We start from the raw sequence: 16,249 nt of genomic DNA on the forward strand, positions 1-16,249 counted from the left end.
ATGACATACAACAACCATAACGGAATTGGATAAAAAGGAGTATTTTAAGTGAGAAATATTATATATTTTATACTATCACTATTATTTAGCTTTCCCAGCTATGCACTTGAAACAATAAACATTGAGCATGGGCGAGCTGACCCGACACCTATAGCGGTCAATAAATTTGATGCCGATAATTCTGCCGCTGATGTATTAGGTCACGATATGGTTAAAGTTATCTCTAATGATTTAAAGTTTTCGGGGTTATTCCGTCCTATTTCTGCTGCCGCTTTTATAGAAGAGAAGACAGGAATAGAATATAAACCTCTTTTTGCTGCATGGCGTCAAATTAATGCTAGTCTTTTAGTAAACGGTGAAGTTAAAAAACTAGAAAGCGGTAAATTTAAAATTAGCTTTATATTATGGGATACGTTGCTTGAAAAACAGCTCGCCGGTGAAATTCTTGAAGTACCGGAAAATCTATGGAGAAGAGCAGCACATAAAATTGCCGATAAAATTTATGAAAAAATTACCGGTGATGCCGGTTATTTTGATACTAAAATAGTGTATGTATCAGAAAGCAGCTCTTTACCGAAAATAAAAAGAATTGCTTTGATGGATTATGACGGGGCTAATAATAAATACCTTACCAATGGAAAGTCACTAGTCTTAACCCCAAGATTTGCTCGTTCGGCGGATAAGATTTTTTACGTTTCATATGCTACTAAAAGAAGAGCACTCGTTTATGAAAAAGATTTAAAAACAGGCAAGGAAAGTGTAGTAGGTGATTTTCCCGGTATATCTTTTGCTCCTAGATTCTCACCGGACGGTAGAAAAGCTGTAATGTCGATAGCTAAAAACGGCTCGACGCATATTTATGAAATCGACCTTGCTACTAAACGGCTTCATAAATTAACTGACGGATTCGGTATTAATACCTCTCCTAGCTATTCACCGGACGGTAAAAAAATTGTATATAATTCCGATAGAAACGGTGTGCCTCAATTATATATCATGAATTCAGACGGAAGTGACGTTCAGCGTATTAGTTTTGGCAGTGGTTCTTACGCAGCTCCTAGCTGGTCGCCTAGAGGAGACTATATAGCATTTACTAAGATTACTAGAGGAGACGGAGGAAAAACTTTTAATATCGGAATTATGAAAGCATGTCCCCAAGATGATGAGAATATTGAAAGGATAATAACAAGCGGATATTTAGTCGAAAGTCCTTGTTGGTCGCCTAACGGACGAGTTATTATGTTTGCTAAAGGTTGGCCGTCGAGCGCTAAAGCTCCGGGAAAAAACAAAATTTTTGCAATTGATCTAACAGGTTATAATGAAAGAGAAATTATGACACCGGCAGATGCTTCTGATCCAGAATGGTCAGGTGTACTAAACTAATGTCATTTCTACGAAAGCATTGTTGGGTAGATCGTTTTTCCGTTATCATACCGTGACTTAATTTCGATATCCAGTTAAAATGCTATTAGTTGTTTTTTTAAATCCTGTGGTCACGCCACGGGATGACAGTCCAATAAGGCATTAAGCTACTTCTCTACTATGGTTTAAAATAAACTTCTTTATTTTTGCAAAAGCCGTATTTTCTATTTGTCTAATACGTTCCTTAGAAATATTATACTCATTGCTTAGAATATCTAGAGTTTTAGGAGTATCCGTTAATTTACGCTCTGTTAAAATACGAAGCTCCCTATCGTTTAAAATCTTCATAGCATTTGATAGTAACTGCCTTTTACTGGTAGAATTTTGCTTATTAATAGCCATAGCTTCAGGAGTAGGGCGTGTTTCCGCTAATAGTTCTATTAATTCTCTGGATTCTGCATTGTCACTATTTATAGAGTTATTTAACGATAAATCAGGACCTGAAATTCTAGTATTCATTTCAGAAACTTCATTAACCGAAACGCCTAGCTCATCTGCTATTTGTGCAAAATCATCGGTAGTAATAGCCCTTGAGTATAAATTAGTAATTTTATGCTTAACTTTATTAAGACTAAAAAATAATTTTTTTTGTGCGGCTGTTGTTCCCATCTTTACTAATGACCAAGATTTTAATATATATTCTTGTATAGCTGCTTTAATCCACCACATCGCATATGTTGATAGGCGAAAACCAAGTTTGGGATTGAATTTTTTTACTGCCTGCATTAAACCTATATTACCTTCTGAAACCAATTCGGTAATAGGAAGACCGTAAGTCCTATAGCCGCTTGCAATTTTTGCAACAAGTTTAAGATGGCTTGTTACTAATTTATGTGCAGCTTGTAAATCATTCCCTTCTAAATAGGATTTTGCTAATAACAATTCTTCTTCTTGCGTAAGTGAAGGAATTTTATTGATTTTCTGTAAGTAGCTATAAAATCCTGATTCGCTAGAAATTGCTAATGCATTAATATTATTAGTCATACTAACCTTAAAAACTATTTTTTTTATACTAACACATATATGATCTAAAATAAACTTTTTCTAGAGTATTTTTAAATAAAATCAAATAATGTCTAAAAAATCCAATAAAAATTTAGCTTTTTCCTTGCTGGGATTAATAATTAGTATGGTGTTACTTAGTTTTGCTTCCGTACCTATCTATAATTTATTTTGTAAAGTTACAGGATATGGTGGCACTACTGCAAAAGAAACGGTGAGTTTATATTCTAAGGTAAAAGGCACTAAACCTATAATTATCGAATTTGATGCTAATGTTGATAAAGATTTACCTTGGCGGTTTATTCCAAGGCAGCAAAGAGTGCAAATTGTTCCGGGGCAGAATACTCTAGTGTTCTATGAAACGGAGAATCTAAGCGATAACGATATAATAGGTACTTCTGTATATAATGTTACTCCAAATAAAGCAGGAAAATATTTCGTAAAAATTCATTGTTTTTGTTTTGAAGAACAATTATTAAAAGCCGGCGAAAAAGTCTTAATGCCGGTTACATTTTATATAGATAAGGATTTTGAGCTTGACCCTGAAATGCAAGACATTAAAGTACTTACTTTGTCTTATAGTTTTTTTAAAGTACGAGAGATGTTGTCATTGCGAGGAAATTACGTAAGTAATTGACGAAGCAATCTCAGGAGTTTGTTATTATTTCATGAGATTGCCACGCTCTCTACGTTCGCTCGTAATGACGGCTTTGGAATTATGCAACAACACCGGCTCATTGAGTATACTCAATAACCCATTTACGAAGTCTAACAATCGGCGGAGTATTTATAAGAGCAGTAGAAGGTAAAACTTTGCCGTTAGTATTAAAATTAATTATAGGATCTATACCGTATATGCTATACCAAGGTTTTAACGGTGAGCTATTTGAATATTTACGGTGGAACCAAGATAAAGAAGGTGTTGTTTCTTCATATTTTATTACTTTAACCGATTGTGGATTTTTATGATATATAAGGCTAAGTACCGATTGATCGGAATGATGCCATTTATATTCATCGTAATTAGGATGGATATTATAATCTTTGCCTGAAAGAATTCTAATATCTTCACAACTTTTTAGCCATTTTTCAATGAAAGAACGAGAAAGCTTGGTATTACGCACAATAATAACGGCACTCCAAATGTGATCGTCATTTCTGCATTCGTCTGTAAGGCAATCCATTAAAGCAAAAGTTTCACCTTTAACAAAACTACCGTTTTTACGATTGCGATCATGTACCAGTAATATATCATTATCGCCTAAAAGATTTGTTAAATTACTGATATGCTTTTTAATAACAAATGCTGAATCTAAATATACTATAATAGCTCCTTCTGGTGCATTTTTCATTGTTTCAAGTATAATATAAGGCTTCCATAGCCATAATCCTGCTCCTGCAGGTTCATTAAAAATTTCTTGGTTTTTTTCTATAAACGCTTGATTTATGTGCTTTTTCTTATAGTTAAATATAAAGTCTATACCTTTATTAATTGCATAATGAGTGGTTGCATTTTGATTACGATAAACATACTCTGGACCGTCGGCATAAGAAACTAAATAAATTGGTTCTTTTATAGAATTCTGAATAGATAAATCTACTTTTTGTAACGATAAGTCATTAATAAAACCTTGACGTGCATATTCTAAAATAATCAGTATGAAATAAATTAGAGCTAATGTAATAACTGTTTTGTATAATATTTTAAATAACATATAATTTGTGCATTATTTGAAGCATTTTGTCATTCCCACGTGGATTAGTAAATCGTCAGTGCGAGGAAATATGAAGTATTGATGAAGCAATCTCAGGAGTTTGTTATTATTTCATGAGATTGCTATGCAGCCTACGGCTGTTTGCAATGACGAAATCGATAATTATTAGACAACGCCAATTATAGCATTTTAATATCTTAAAAGATAGTGTTGTAATTTAATTATAAATTTAGTATAATTTACTGTTTGTGTAAGGTTGGTATGATTAATTTAGGGGGTAAGCAGTCTACTATAGTTGTTGCAATGTCAGGCGGGGTTGATAGTTCGGCGGTTGCTGCAATATTGCATGAACAAGGACATAATGTTATAGGTATTACCTTGCAGCTATATGATCACGGTATGGCAGTAGGGAAGAAAAATGCCTGTTGTGCCGGTCAGGATATTTACGATGCTAAAATGGTAGCAAATAAGCTAGGTATTCCCCATTACGTGCTTGATTATGAGAACAAATTTAAACAGTCGGTAATAGATAATTTTGTCGATAGCTATTTACAAGGTGAAACACCGCTTCCATGTGTGCAATGTAATAAATCGGTAAAGTTCAGGGATCTCATTAAAACAGCTAGAGAACTTGGAGCAGATAAGCTTGCTACCGGTCATTACGTACGAAAAATAAACGGTGATAACGGAGCGGAATTACATACAGGGCTTGATCCAACAAAAGATCAAAGTTATTTTTTATTTACGACAACTAAAGAGCAATTAGAATATTTACGTTTCCCTCTAGGAGGGCTTACTAAGGATGAAACACGAAAGCTTGCTAGTAAATTTGGGCTTGAGGTAGCGGATAAGCCCGACAGCCAAGATATTTGTTTCGTACCTGACGGAAATTATAAGAGCGTAATAAATAAAATACGTCCAAATAGCAGTGAAAGCGGTAAAATTATTCACGTAAACGGGTTTGAGCTAGGAGAGCATAACGGTATAATTAACTACACCATAGGGCAACGTCGTGGTCTTGGTATAGCTTATAATGAGCCTTTATATGTAGTAAAGATTGATCCTAAGGACAATATAGTATATGTAGGACCGGAGTCCGCATTAAACGTGCAGGAATTTATCATTAGAGATGTGAATTGGCTTGCAGATGAGATTAAAGATAACAAAAAGTTAGAAGTAGCAGTTAAAATTCGCTCGACAAGACCGCCGCGTCTAGCCGAAATAAGTAAACTCGATGATGATAAAATGAAAGTAAAATTTTTATGCGAAGAAAAAGCCGTTGCCCCTGGGCAAGCATGCGTTATTTATGCCGGCGCAAGAGTACTAGGAGGCGGATGGATTACTAGAGAGATAAGGGGTAATTACGTCATTGCGAGGAGCGAAGCGACGTGGCAATCTAGTTAGAACTTCTGAGATTGCCACACTCCTTTTAGTCGCTTGCAATGACACAAAATAAGCTCACTAAAATAGGAGAAACTAATGAGTTTGTTAAGGAAGAAAAGTTTTGAATCAGTAAAAGAGATAGGCAGCTCAAGCGGTCTTAGCAAGACGCTTGGAGCATTCGATTTAATATTACTAGGTCTTGGTGCGATGATCGGCACGGGCGTATTCGTCGTTACCGGTATAATTGCTGCTAAATATTCAGGACCTGCAGTAATGTTATCTTATGCGATTGCAGGTATTACCTGTATCTTTGTAGCGCTTGTTTATACTGAACTTGCTGCGATGCTTCCGACATCAGGCAGTATTTACACTTATTCCTATGTAGCATTTGGCGAAGTATTTGCTTGGATGATCGGTAGTGTTATAATATTAGAACTTGGTGTTGCTGCAGGAATAGTAGCTGCAGGCTGGTCGGGCTACGTACAAGGAATACTAGCAGCAGGTGGAATCACTTTACCGAAAGAATTAACTACTGTACCGACAAACGGCGGTATAATAAATTTACCGGCATTTTTAATCTCGGGATTTATTGGATTTATTTTATATTTAGGTACTAAAGATAGTAAGAGACTAAATGCAATTTTAGTTTTCATAAAAATGGCTGCAATATTCGTATTTATACTCGCTGCTGCCCCTCATTTTGATGCTACTAACTGGAGTAATTTTATGCCTTTCGGTTTTAGTAATGTTTTAGTAGGTGCGTCTATTTTATTCTTAGCTTTTACGGGTTTTGGAACGATTGCAACCGCAGCTGAGGAGTGTAAAAACCCAAAACGCGATATAATGATCGGTATTATTGGCTCACTTGTTCTAACTACTATAGTTTATGTAACGATGGCAGGGCTTGTTACCGGTATTGCACTGTTTGATCAGTTAAATAACGATCAACCACTTGCTTATGCTTTAACCATCAATAATAGCAAGATCGGCTCTGCTATTGTTGCAACCGGAGCAGTTTGCGGTATGATGACGGTGTTGATGATGAATATTTACGGTACTTCTCGTATTTTTTATGCTATTGCACGTGACGGTTTACTACCGAAAAGTTTTGCAAAGCTACACCCAAAATATGATAGTCCGTATATTACGATTATAATATTTGCTTCTTTAGCCGCTATCCTTGGAGGATTTTGTTCTACGGAATTATTAACGCAATTAACTTCAATGGGAGCTCTTATTGATTATATAACCGTTACAATAATAGTGGTATTATTTAGGGTAACGCTACCTGATGCTCAAAGACCTTTTAGATGTCCTTTAGTATTTATTATCGTACCGTTTATTTTAATTGCTTGTGCATATTTACTATTTATTCAAATATATGACGGTGAATTTAAGCTATTAACCGCAGGTCGTGCATTAATATATTGGTTTATTACAATATTTGTTTTATATATTATAAGATTGTTTTTTATGCAAAAAGAGCAGAATTAAGAGGGGGCTATCCGTCATTGCAAGCGCACGTAGAGAGCGTGGCAATCTCATGAAGTAGTACAAAATGTCTGAGATTACCACATCGAGGCTTTGCCTCTCCTCGCAATGACGAGTTAGTAGTAATCCATGCAACAAAACAAAATTAACCAAATGACTGAAAAGGTGCAACCACTCCGAGGAATGAAAGATCTCTTGCCGGATGATTATAAAGTTCACGACTATATAATTAACAAAGCAAGAGATGTTGGAGTATTGTACGGCTATAAACAAATGAGTACTCCTATTTTGGAGTATACTAAAGTCTTTAACCGTTCGATGGGTGAAAGCTCTGACGTAATCAGCAAAGAAATCTATAGTTTTTTAGATAAAAGCAATAATTCCGTAGCATTACGACCTGAATTTACAGCATGTATTATAAGAAGCCTCATCTCAAACGGATTACAACATAAATTACCATTAAAGTTTTGCTCTACCGGTCCTGTTTTTCGTTATGATAGACCGCAAGCAGGGCGTCAAAGACAATTTCACCAACTAAATTATGAGTATATTGGTGCTAAAGGAGCAATTACTGATGCTGACACTTTGAAGTTAGCCGTTGATATATTAAAAGCACTCGAAATAGAGCAGGATACTACCTTAGAGCTTAACTCTCTTGGATGTAATGAATCAAGAAGTGTTTATCAGCAAAAATTAGTAGAATATCTAAATGATTTTAAAGATCAATTATCAGAAGAAAGCAAAATAAGGTTATCCACAAATCCAATGCGGATACTTGATTCTAAAAGTGAGACCGATCAGAAAATAATAGCAAACGCACCGGTTTTATCTGAATATTACACTGATGAATCCAAAGCATATTTTGAGGAGTTGATAAAGTATCTAGATATTTTAGGCGTGAAATATAGCATAAATCCACGCTTGGTTAGAGGGCTTGATTATTATTGTCATACTGCTTTTGAATTCACTACAAAAAAGCTAGGGAGCCAATCTACTATTCTAGCCGGTGGACGTTATGACGGGCTTGCTAAAATCATGGGTAATAACGATGATGTGCCGGCTATCGGTTTTGCTGCCGGTATTGAGCGAATTGCTTTAATGCGGGAATATAATATATCTGAAGTTAATCCGGTATTTGTATTACCTATAGGCAAAAATAATATTTGCTATGCTTTAGAAATTGTAGATAAATTGCGAACAGAAAATATTGCTATTATCATAGAACCCCTAGGTAAAATAGCTAAAAGAATGCAACGCATTTTTAATGAAAATGCTAAATTTATTATTTTTATAGGTGACGAAGAGCAGGCGAATAATAACTTAAAAATTAAAGACTTAAAAAAAGAAGAAGAATATATAGTAGATTTTGCAAAAGCTCTTGAGCTATTGAAGAAATAAGATTTTTTATTGTTATACCGTGAACCTTCCATGGTATCCATCAAAACTAACTTTAAGTAATAAGCATTTATGAATCTTGCCACAGCGCCCGTATGGCTCTTATGTTATGCCTGCATAGGTCTTGTTGTGTGGATACTGAAGGTCGTCATTGCAAGGAAAAACTGTAAGTTTTGACGAAGCAATCCAGTAAAAAATTCTGATTTACAGAATTTTTTTATTATTGTTTTTATTATTGTTTTGGACTGCCTCTACGACTACTCGCAATGATGGGGCGGTATCTACGCAACAACGCCTTCGCTGGAATGACATAAAACGAGCCATGCAACAAGACCTGCAGTTGTGCACAATGGCGATTAGGTGTCTATACAATAACACCATTTAACCCACGACATCTAAAAATATGATTATTATAAACGATTTAGCCATGAGTTATGGTACAAGAATACTATTTACGATATAAATTTGCATATTAAAAACAATAAACGATATGGTTTAGTAGGTGCCAACGGAGCAGGTCAAACAACTTTTTGCAAAGTCTTAACTAAGGAAGAAGGACCAGCTTTCGGTGAGATTAACATACCAAAAAACTCTAAAATAGGTTGTTTAAAACAAGATCAGTTTCTTTATGAAAATACTAAAATTATAGCTATGGTAATAGCAGGGAAGAAGGAGTTATGGAAAGCTTTACAGGAAAAAGAAGAGATATTAAATTGGCAGGAATGTAGTGATGAAGATGGGTATAAGTTTGGTGAACTTGAACAGGTAATATACGATAATGACGGTTATACTGCTGAAATTTTTGCAGCTAGCTTGCTTGTAGGTCTTGGAATAGCCGAAAAATACCATTATGAGCTGCTTTCTGCGTTGTCAGAAGGTTATAAGCTTCGTGTATTACTCGTACACAAAGTCTATTTAATAATCCCGATATTTTACTACTTGATGAACCGACAAACCATCTTGATATTATTTCAATATGTTGGCTTGAGAATTATTTAAAAAACTCTTTTAAAGGAATATTAATTTTTATATTGCATGATTTAGTTTTTTTAAATAATGTCGCAACGGATATTTTGGACATAGATTATGGAGAAATAAAACTATATACGGGCAATTATGATAATTTTGTTCAAGAAAAGCAGATAATAGCTGCTCAGAAGCTAAGTGAGCGAGATTTTTTAGAAAAGAAAATAGAAAATATGCAGGCTTGGGTTGATAAATTTAGAACAGGGACGAGAGCAAGACAAAGTGCCTTCCGAGAAAAGCAGTTAGAGACAATAGAATTACCGGATATACAGAAATCTTCAAGAATTAGTCCGTTATTTAGATTTAAGCAGCTAAGCAATTCAGGAAAATTAGTAAAAAATTGATCAAATAACTAAAGATTTTGAGAATAAGCAAATATTAAATAAAGTTAGTTTTAACGTATTATGAGGAGAAAAAATTATTATTATCGGTGCAAACGATATTGGGGAATCTACTTTATTAAAAATCTTAATGAATAAAATATCAGCAGATCAAGGTAGCTATGAGTTGGGATATGAATCGCAAATATCTTATTTCGTTTAAGACCATCATGAGCTACTTAATGAAAATATTAGTATTATTGATTAGCTTAAAAGGCAATCTGAAAAAGAAACGGAAAATACAATTAGAAATACGCTCGGACAAGTATTATTTCGCAGTGATGAAGTAAATAAAAATATTGTAAGTTTAAGCGGCGGTGAGGGGCAAGATTATTACTTGCTAAAATGATGCTAGGAAAAAGTAATATTTTGGTTCTTGATGAACCGACAAATCATCTTGATATAGAGTCAAGAGAAGCTCTTAAAAAATCTCTAATTGATTGTGATGGTACGGTAATATTAGTAACGCACGATCGGAATTATAGCTCTTTTCCATAGGAACAAGATTGTTGATTTTAAAGGTAAATATGGTGATTATATTGAGAAATACGGCAACGATTATTTAAGTTCTACTACAAAATTATCCTAAGTTTTAGGCATTGTTAAATATAGATATCGTCATTGCGAGCAGCCTTAGGCTGCGTAGTAATCTCGTCAAATATCTTGAAATTGCTTCGTCAATTGCTATGTAATTTCCTCGCAATGACGATAAAAATCGAATCATACAACAAAGCAGAATCTTAAAGTTAATCACTCCACATTATAAAACTCCAAATGATGACCGCTAATAAACTTTTTTATTTCAGCATGGTTACCATACTCATCAACATTTAATAATAACCTTTGTTCATTAAAATATAATATATTCGTAAATAATCGGTCATCATAGTCCCACTTAGTTTTAAAAGCATTTTCCTTAATAAGTTTAACTCCGTTTACTCTGTGTTTGTGATATATTATTCCTTTTTTTTAAGCAGAAACAAAAGAAGTAACTTTACTTTTATCAAAATTATTATAGATTTTTTTAGACATTGTACCGTAACAATCAAATCCTCTATATTTGCCAAGAAATTTATCCGTACCTTTTGTTACTTCCTGATTATCAATTTTAATTTGACCTTCTTTAGGAATATTCCAAGAATGATTATTGAAGTTGGTAATCTTTTGAATGGCTAGATAAAATTCATGTTTCTTTTTTAGTTGATAATATTGATTGCTGGTTTTGGTTAATTTTTTTATTGGAAATTCTGTTATAAAAAGCCATGTATTCACAGCCATCATATATTGATGAATAGAAAGGAACTAAGGTATTTTTTAATTACATCTAACGTCTTATAAGAAATTTCATATGGATTAGTTAACATTTCTAGAATGTATTTTATATATTCTACCGGCACATTATTGTATTAAGTCGTTAGCTTTATCACATTTGCCTTGTATTCTATAATTAGACCATAAATGATAGGCTGTTGTTGGATGTGTGGGTAGAAGCACAAAAGCATGTTCATAACATTTAGTGGAGACATATCATAGCTTCCGGTTTCTTCATAAACACGCCCTGTTCTATAATACCACTGGGCTAAAACCTGATTTTCAGTAATTAGTATTTAACGAAAAAATAGATTCTTCAGGTAAAGCTTTTGTCTCTTCAAAATTTTTATTTTCCATTAATAAATCAGAGAATTGACCTGACAAATCTAAGCTGGATTTTATATACGGTACTAGTTGCTTGGGTAATGTAAAGCTTAGATCCCGGTTCAATAAGCTTTAGCACGGGGAGTAGATATTCTGCATATTTGCTATATTGTTCAACTTCTTTTGCAAAGTAATTAAAATATAGATTTATTGCTGCAATTATACATTTAAATATCGCTTTAGCAGTTTCATTGTGTCTAGTTAATATACTATATGAGAGGCAAGACTCATTATTTGCATTTTGGTTAGCGTATCAGGGGGTATAGAAATGATTTGATCCGGCATCCATTTTATGAGTTCACCATCTAATTGATATTCAAAAAAGCCTGGTCTCTATTATTATTTCATAATTTTTCAACAATTCATGGTTTGTGTGACTTTCATATGGATAATTAGGCATTAATTTATGTATTAGTGAATGCTTAATTTCTATAGCTTTATTGCTACTTACTGTAGATTTTTCACTATTTAAATGTCCAAATATATAATGCATTACTTCTATAGCGCCACCAACAGTTGGTATAGATGAAAAGTTTTTATCCATTTCTACTACATCAAGACCGAAAAAGTTTTTTCTAAAATTTCTTATGTTACTTTCTGATAATATATTGAGGGTGTTATAAACCGTGGTAATATCAAGCTTAAAAGTAATTGAAGGCTCTGCATTGTTCATGAATATAATTTAGTATTAGTTGGGCTTAAGAACTGCTACAATGTGATAGGAAAGGTTTAAAATTTTACATAGAATTATTATTAAAAACTTACAGTGTATGAACTTTTTATTACTAGATTCCTGCTTTTAGCTAGGAATGACATCGAGAGGCTAAATTAACTCACAAAGCAATTCTTTCTAAGTAATGTCTATTCAAACCCAAATTTAGTAAAATATTTATGAAAATATCCGGTATCATGACCTATCATTTTAACTTTATCATAATGATGAGGTGATTCAGATTCACGATATATAGTTGTGCCGTCATCCATATAGTAAATAGAATAAGATGGAAGGCCATAAGGTCTAAAAAAAAGTGTCTTTACTTATAACTTTAGGAGCTTTATCGGATTTTTGTATATTTTCTGATTTCAGCATATTAATTTTCTTAATAAATGATTGTTTTATTAATATATAATTTTTATATATTATCACAAGAATAATTATAATAGCTATCTACAGAACCTAGAAATTCAGATTTATCAATTGCAGTATTATATTCATAAGGATATTCTAAATATTTTTGCAATTTTAAAGTATTTTCTTGAAACAATGGGTAATTATTTGATGGTTCATGCTTTGATAAATTGAAATATTTTCTCGCTAAGAATTTCTTATCTTGAACATTATTAAAAGCTTTGATTTTTGAATATCCATCTTGTTGTTTTTCTTGTAAAAAATAATCTTCATAGTCCTTATAATTCTTTGGAAGATTTAATATAAATCTAGCATATTGTTCTAACTGAAAGTTAGTTAACCAAGTAAATATAGAATATAAATTTGCTCTATAGTCCGAAGAAAAAATAACAGCAACTTTTGATTGCTTTATCTTTTCTCTCTGAATAACGTTATTAGATAATATACATAACTCTTTATTAAAATGTTTTTTATTTTCTTGAGCTTGAATGATTATATCAAACAACTCAGTTTCTAATTCGTCTGAGGTAAATAATTGTTTGTATTTATTAAGCTATGGACCAAAAGCTATAAATTCAAGTTTTTTAAATATTGAATTAATTTTATGTGCAACTTTAAATTTAAGAGCAGTATTTTGTATGGAAAATTGACGTAGGTTAAGAGATGTTAAATTAATGATTTAAAAAATATGTATCGTCTCGTGATTTATTCATAGAATCCAGTTAAAAATACTAATAATATTAGTATTTTTAGTTATTTTCTGGATACCGTGGTCAAGCCACGGTATGACACTGAAGTGTTTTTCAAAAGCCATACTAAATTGATTACTAAAATTTTTCACATAACCTAATGACAAAAATAAAATATGAATATATTATTTAATTTTAGAATAATTTAAATAATATATATTCAATGAGTGCAGATACTAATATTAGCAACGGTTTAGAAGTCGTTACGCAAGATCATTTATCGATTTTTTCTTTAATAAGCTCCTCCGACATTATCGGTAAGTCAGTTATGCTGATGTTACTTATTGCCTCTATTTGGTCATGGGCTATTATTTTGGATAAAATATTTAAGCTAGTGCAAGTGCAGAAAAGCATGCGGGCATTTGAAAATGTGTTTTGGTCCGGTGGAGTATTAGAGCAATTATATGAAAGCATAAAAAGGTCGGTTAATAATCCGCTAGCTTTAATTTTTGTTTCAGCTATGGATGAGTGTAAAAGCTTAAGCACTAAAGGTCTTTCTGAAGGCTTAAAAAACAACCATAAAGAGCGTATAACGGGTGCAATGTACTTAGCTCAAAATAGGGAAGTCGAAAAGCTCGAGAAAAATTTAAGCTTCTTGGCAACTGTTGGATCAAGTGCTCCTTTCGTAGGTTTGTTCGGTACCGTTTGGGGGATTATGCATAGCTTCCAATCGATCGCTACTTCAAAAAATACTTCTCTTGCCGTAGTAGCTCCCGGAATTGCCGAGGCGTTACTTGCAACTGCGATAGGCTTATTTGCAGCTATTCCGGCAGTAATTTTTTATAATTATCTGATTTCCCGTATTACTCTTATCAATAATAAGATTGAAGATTTTATTAGTGAGTTAAACTCTATACTTTCTAAGGCAATTGATCAGGAGAAAATGTAATGGCTATAAAGCTTGCCGGAAGTAATAGAAAAAGTAAAAGAGTGGTAGTTAGCGAAATTAACGTTACGCCGCTTGTTGATGTGATGCTTGTGCTATTAATTATTTTCATGATTACTTCTCCAATGCTTGTTTCAGGAGTAAACGTGGATTTGCCTGAGACAAATTCAAGCCCGATTTCAGGTCAGGATGAGCCTTTGGTTGTTACTATCAATAATAAAGGCAAAATTTTCTTACTTGAAATTCCAATAGAAAGAATGCATTTAACCGACAAGCTTGCAAATATCACTAAAGAAAAAAAGGATGCTAGAATTTTTGTAAGAGGCGATAGAAATGTTTCTTATGGGCAGGTAGTAGAGATAGTTGCTGAAATTCATGCTGCCGGCTTTTCTCGTGTAGCTCTTATTTCAAATATTAAAAATAATGAAAAGTAATCAAAATAAGGATAATTTTATGGTTTTCCTTAGCTTCTCTGTTGTTCTGCACTTACTTATTTTATATTTTTTTCTATTCGGTATGCCGTCGCTTTTTGAAAAATTATCGGAAGAGCAAACTATAACTTTTGAAATGTTACCTGTTAGTGATAAATCAAATATTATCACTCAGACAAAGCAAAAAGAAGCCCCTATAGAAAACGAAGACGCTAAAAAATCTGAGCAGAGTAAGCCAAAAGAAGAAGAACCGCAAGATTTGCCTAAAGAAGAAAAAGCAAAAGAACCTGAGGCTAAAACAATGGAAGAAAAACCTAAAGAAGAAGACAAAAAACAAGCAGAAGAAAAGAAGAAGCCCGAAGAAAAGAAAGAGGGAACGAAACCGGCTGAGAAACCTAAAGAGGTGAAGAAAAAAGAGCCTAAAACCGATGAGCTTGATTCTTTGCTGAAGAATTTAGAGCAATCTTCGGAAGGGGATAATATAAAATCCAATAAGCATCAAAGATCAAAAAAAGCTGATAATGCAAAAGAAGCTAAAGGGGTTTATACGGATGGGCTGCCTCTTTCCGATAGTGAAACATCTTTGATAAAAAGACAGATTGAAAGACATTGGAGTAATGTACCGGCAGGAGTTAGAGGTAATAATAAGGTAAAAGTCATTATTAGTATTACGCTAGATAAAGCAGGTAATGTTGAGCAGGCAAAGATTAACGAAAAAATCTGTCCTAATATTCCGGCTAGTGTTTGTGAAGCTTTTGCGGATAATGCAATTAGAGCGGTATGGCAAGCAAGTCCTATTGAAAACCTTGACTCTGCACGCTTTAACTATTGGAAAGAGATTAATTTGAGCTTTGATCCAAGTAAATGGTAGGTTGGGCATTGCCTGCGTGGATACCACCCCGTCATTACGAGCAGTCGTAGACTGCGTGGCAATCTCATGAAATAATAACAAACTCCTAAGATTGTTGCGTCAATTGTTATGCAATGCCCTCGCAATGACTATTTTCGAGCCACTGAGGCAAGTCTTTCGTAGGAATGACATTAAGAACCATGCAATAATTAAAAAATATTATTCATCATGTTTGTGGTGATCACCGATTAATTCAAGCCCAATATCTTTTTTCTCATTATTGAAACAACAGTAGCAGCAATAACCAAACAAGAATAATAAGGTTGCTTCTACTAAAAATAGGGTCAAAGCAGCATTATTAGAGCTTGCTAACTCATATTCTGAAGGTAATAAATCCGTAGGGATGTCTTTGTTCATAAAACTTAGTTATTATGTTTACTATTTGTAAATAAAAAACTCTATAACTTTGTCTATTAAAATTACATTTATTTCACAAAGTTTTAAGAGCAGGATAAGTAAATAATAATACATGGCATAAATTTAGACCGAAATGGACTATCATAGAGCATAATATTTTGTCTGTTTTATAATATGCATAACCATAGAAAAAAACGCATATAGTGCTTAAAGCTATATATATTAGTCTGCCTTGAAAATGTGCCATCCCAAAAAGATGCTATAATAACAGCTAATAA

At 33.2% G+C, this 16,249-nt stretch carries 18 protein-coding genes and 1 pseudogene; 11 read left to right on the forward strand and 8 right to left on the reverse strand.

Annotated elements, in window-relative coordinates; translation table 11 throughout:
• Positions 1–48: 48 nt before the first annotated feature.
• On the forward strand, positions 49–1,383 hold the full coding sequence (tolB, locus tag ACPKKV_RS03455; protein WP_392506194.1) for a Tol-Pal system beta propeller repeat protein TolB: 1,335 nt from the start codon (positions 49–51) through the stop codon (positions 1,381–1,383).
• Between the two features lie 141 nt (positions 1,384–1,524).
• On the opposite strand, the gene rpoH is transcribed toward tolB, so the two are convergent.
• On the reverse strand, positions 1,525–2,406 hold the full coding sequence (gene rpoH / locus ACPKKV_RS03460) for an RNA polymerase sigma factor RpoH (RefSeq protein ID WP_392506195.1): 882 nt from the start codon (positions 2,404–2,406) through the stop codon (positions 1,525–1,527).
• A gap of 88 nt (positions 2,407–2,494) precedes the next feature.
• Here rpoH and ACPKKV_RS03465 point away from each other — a divergent pair, with 88 nt between their 5' ends.
• On the forward strand, positions 2,495–3,061 hold the full coding sequence (locus ACPKKV_RS03465; RefSeq protein ID WP_392506196.1) for a cytochrome c oxidase assembly protein: 567 nt from the start codon (positions 2,495–2,497) through the stop codon (positions 3,059–3,061).
• A gap of 97 nt (positions 3,062–3,158) precedes the next feature.
• Here the strand turns inward: ACPKKV_RS03465 and ACPKKV_RS03470 are convergent, their stop codons facing one another.
• Positions 3,159–4,139 (reverse strand): hypothetical protein, encoded by a 981-nt coding sequence (locus ACPKKV_RS03470; RefSeq protein ID WP_392506197.1) that lies wholly within the window; start codon positions 4,137–4,139, stop codon positions 3,159–3,161.
• A gap of 261 nt (positions 4,140–4,400) precedes the next feature.
• Here ACPKKV_RS03470 and mnmA point away from each other — a divergent pair, with 261 nt between their 5' ends.
• The 6 genes from mnmA (at position 4,401) to ACPKKV_RS03500 (ending at position 10,312) form a co-directional block, all read left to right on the forward strand.
• Complete coding sequence (gene mnmA / locus ACPKKV_RS03475; RefSeq protein ID WP_392506198.1) at positions 4,401–5,543, forward strand: tRNA 2-thiouridine(34) synthase MnmA; 1,143 nt, start codon at positions 4,401–4,403, stop codon at positions 5,541–5,543.
• A 75-nt stretch (positions 5,544–5,618) separates the two neighbouring features.
• On the forward strand, positions 5,619–7,016 hold the full coding sequence (locus tag ACPKKV_RS03480; RefSeq protein ID WP_392506199.1) for an amino acid permease: 1,398 nt from the start codon (positions 5,619–5,621) through the stop codon (positions 7,014–7,016).
• Positions 7,017–7,166: 150 nt separating this feature from the next.
• Entirely contained in the window at positions 7,167–8,411 is a 1,245-nt protein-coding gene (gene hisS / locus ACPKKV_RS03485) for a histidine--tRNA ligase (RefSeq protein WP_392506937.1), read from the forward strand.
• A 462-nt stretch (positions 8,412–8,873) separates the two neighbouring features.
• A complete protein-coding gene (locus ACPKKV_RS03490; protein WP_392506200.1) occupies positions 8,874–9,407 on the forward strand; it encodes an ATP-binding cassette domain-containing protein in 534 nt (177 codons plus the stop codon).
• A gap of 32 nt (positions 9,408–9,439) precedes the next feature.
• Positions 9,440–9,778: an ATP-binding cassette domain-containing protein gene (locus ACPKKV_RS03495; protein ID WP_392506201.1), complete on the forward strand. Its 339-nt coding sequence runs from the start codon at positions 9,440–9,442 to the stop codon at positions 9,776–9,778.
• A gap of 381 nt (positions 9,779–10,159) precedes the next feature.
• Positions 10,160–10,312 carry a hypothetical protein gene (locus ACPKKV_RS03500; protein ID WP_392506203.1) on the forward strand — a complete coding sequence of 51 codons (153 nt, stop codon included), beginning with the start codon at positions 10,160–10,162 and terminating at the stop codon, positions 10,310–10,312.
• Positions 10,313–10,693: 381 nt separating this feature from the next.
• On the opposite strand, the pseudogene ACPKKV_RS03505 reads toward ACPKKV_RS03500, so the two are convergent.
• The 4 genes and pseudogenes from ACPKKV_RS03505 to ACPKKV_RS03520 all read right to left on the reverse strand — a co-directional run.
• Positions 10,694–11,041: pseudogene (locus ACPKKV_RS03505) on the reverse strand (hypothetical protein); the annotation flags it as partial.
• 784 nt (positions 11,042–11,825) lie between these two features.
• A complete protein-coding gene (locus tag ACPKKV_RS03510; protein ID WP_392506204.1) occupies positions 11,826–12,182 on the reverse strand; it encodes a hypothetical protein in 357 nt (118 codons plus the stop codon).
• Positions 12,183–12,370: 188 nt separating this feature from the next.
• Entirely contained in the window at positions 12,371–12,493 is a 123-nt protein-coding gene (locus tag ACPKKV_RS03515) for a hypothetical protein (RefSeq protein ID WP_424492202.1), read from the reverse strand.
• A 149-nt stretch (positions 12,494–12,642) separates the two neighbouring features.
• Positions 12,643–13,143 (reverse strand): hypothetical protein, encoded by a 501-nt coding sequence (locus ACPKKV_RS03520; protein WP_392506206.1) that lies wholly within the window; start codon positions 13,141–13,143, stop codon positions 12,643–12,645.
• A 407-nt stretch (positions 13,144–13,550) separates the two neighbouring features.
• Between ACPKKV_RS03520 and tolQ the strand changes: the two genes are divergently transcribed.
• Genes tolQ through ACPKKV_RS03535 form a run of 3 tightly spaced genes read left to right on the forward strand, consistent with a single transcriptional unit; the run spans position 13,551 to position 15,575 of the window.
• Positions 13,551–14,276: a protein TolQ gene (gene tolQ, locus ACPKKV_RS03525; protein WP_392506208.1), complete on the forward strand. Its 726-nt coding sequence runs from the start codon at positions 13,551–13,553 to the stop codon at positions 14,274–14,276.
• Positions 14,276–14,707 carry a protein TolR gene (gene tolR, locus ACPKKV_RS03530; protein ID WP_392506209.1) on the forward strand — a complete coding sequence of 144 codons (432 nt, stop codon included), beginning with the start codon at positions 14,276–14,278 and terminating at the stop codon, positions 14,705–14,707. The genes tolQ and tolR overlap by 1 nt, the downstream gene beginning before the upstream one ends.
• Positions 14,697–15,575 (forward strand): cell envelope integrity protein TolA, encoded by an 879-nt coding sequence (locus ACPKKV_RS03535; RefSeq protein ID WP_392506211.1) that lies wholly within the window; start codon positions 14,697–14,699, stop codon positions 15,573–15,575. Before tolR ends, ACPKKV_RS03535 begins: the two co-directional genes overlap by 11 nt.
• A gap of 198 nt (positions 15,576–15,773) precedes the next feature.
• On the opposite strand, the gene ACPKKV_RS03540 is transcribed toward ACPKKV_RS03535, so the two are convergent.
• On the reverse strand, positions 15,774–15,971 hold the full coding sequence (locus ACPKKV_RS03540) for a hypothetical protein (RefSeq protein ID WP_392506213.1): 198 nt from the start codon (positions 15,969–15,971) through the stop codon (positions 15,774–15,776).
• 73 nt (positions 15,972–16,044) lie between these two features.
• Positions 16,045–16,218 (reverse strand): CPBP family glutamic-type intramembrane protease, encoded by a 174-nt coding sequence (locus ACPKKV_RS03545; protein WP_392506215.1) that lies wholly within the window; start codon positions 16,216–16,218, stop codon positions 16,045–16,047.
• Positions 16,219–16,249 lie beyond the last annotated feature (31 nt).

The organism is Rickettsia finnyi, from assembly GCF_049668125.1.
Lineage (GTDB): Bacteria > Pseudomonadota > Alphaproteobacteria > Rickettsiales > Rickettsiaceae > Rickettsia > Rickettsia kotlanii.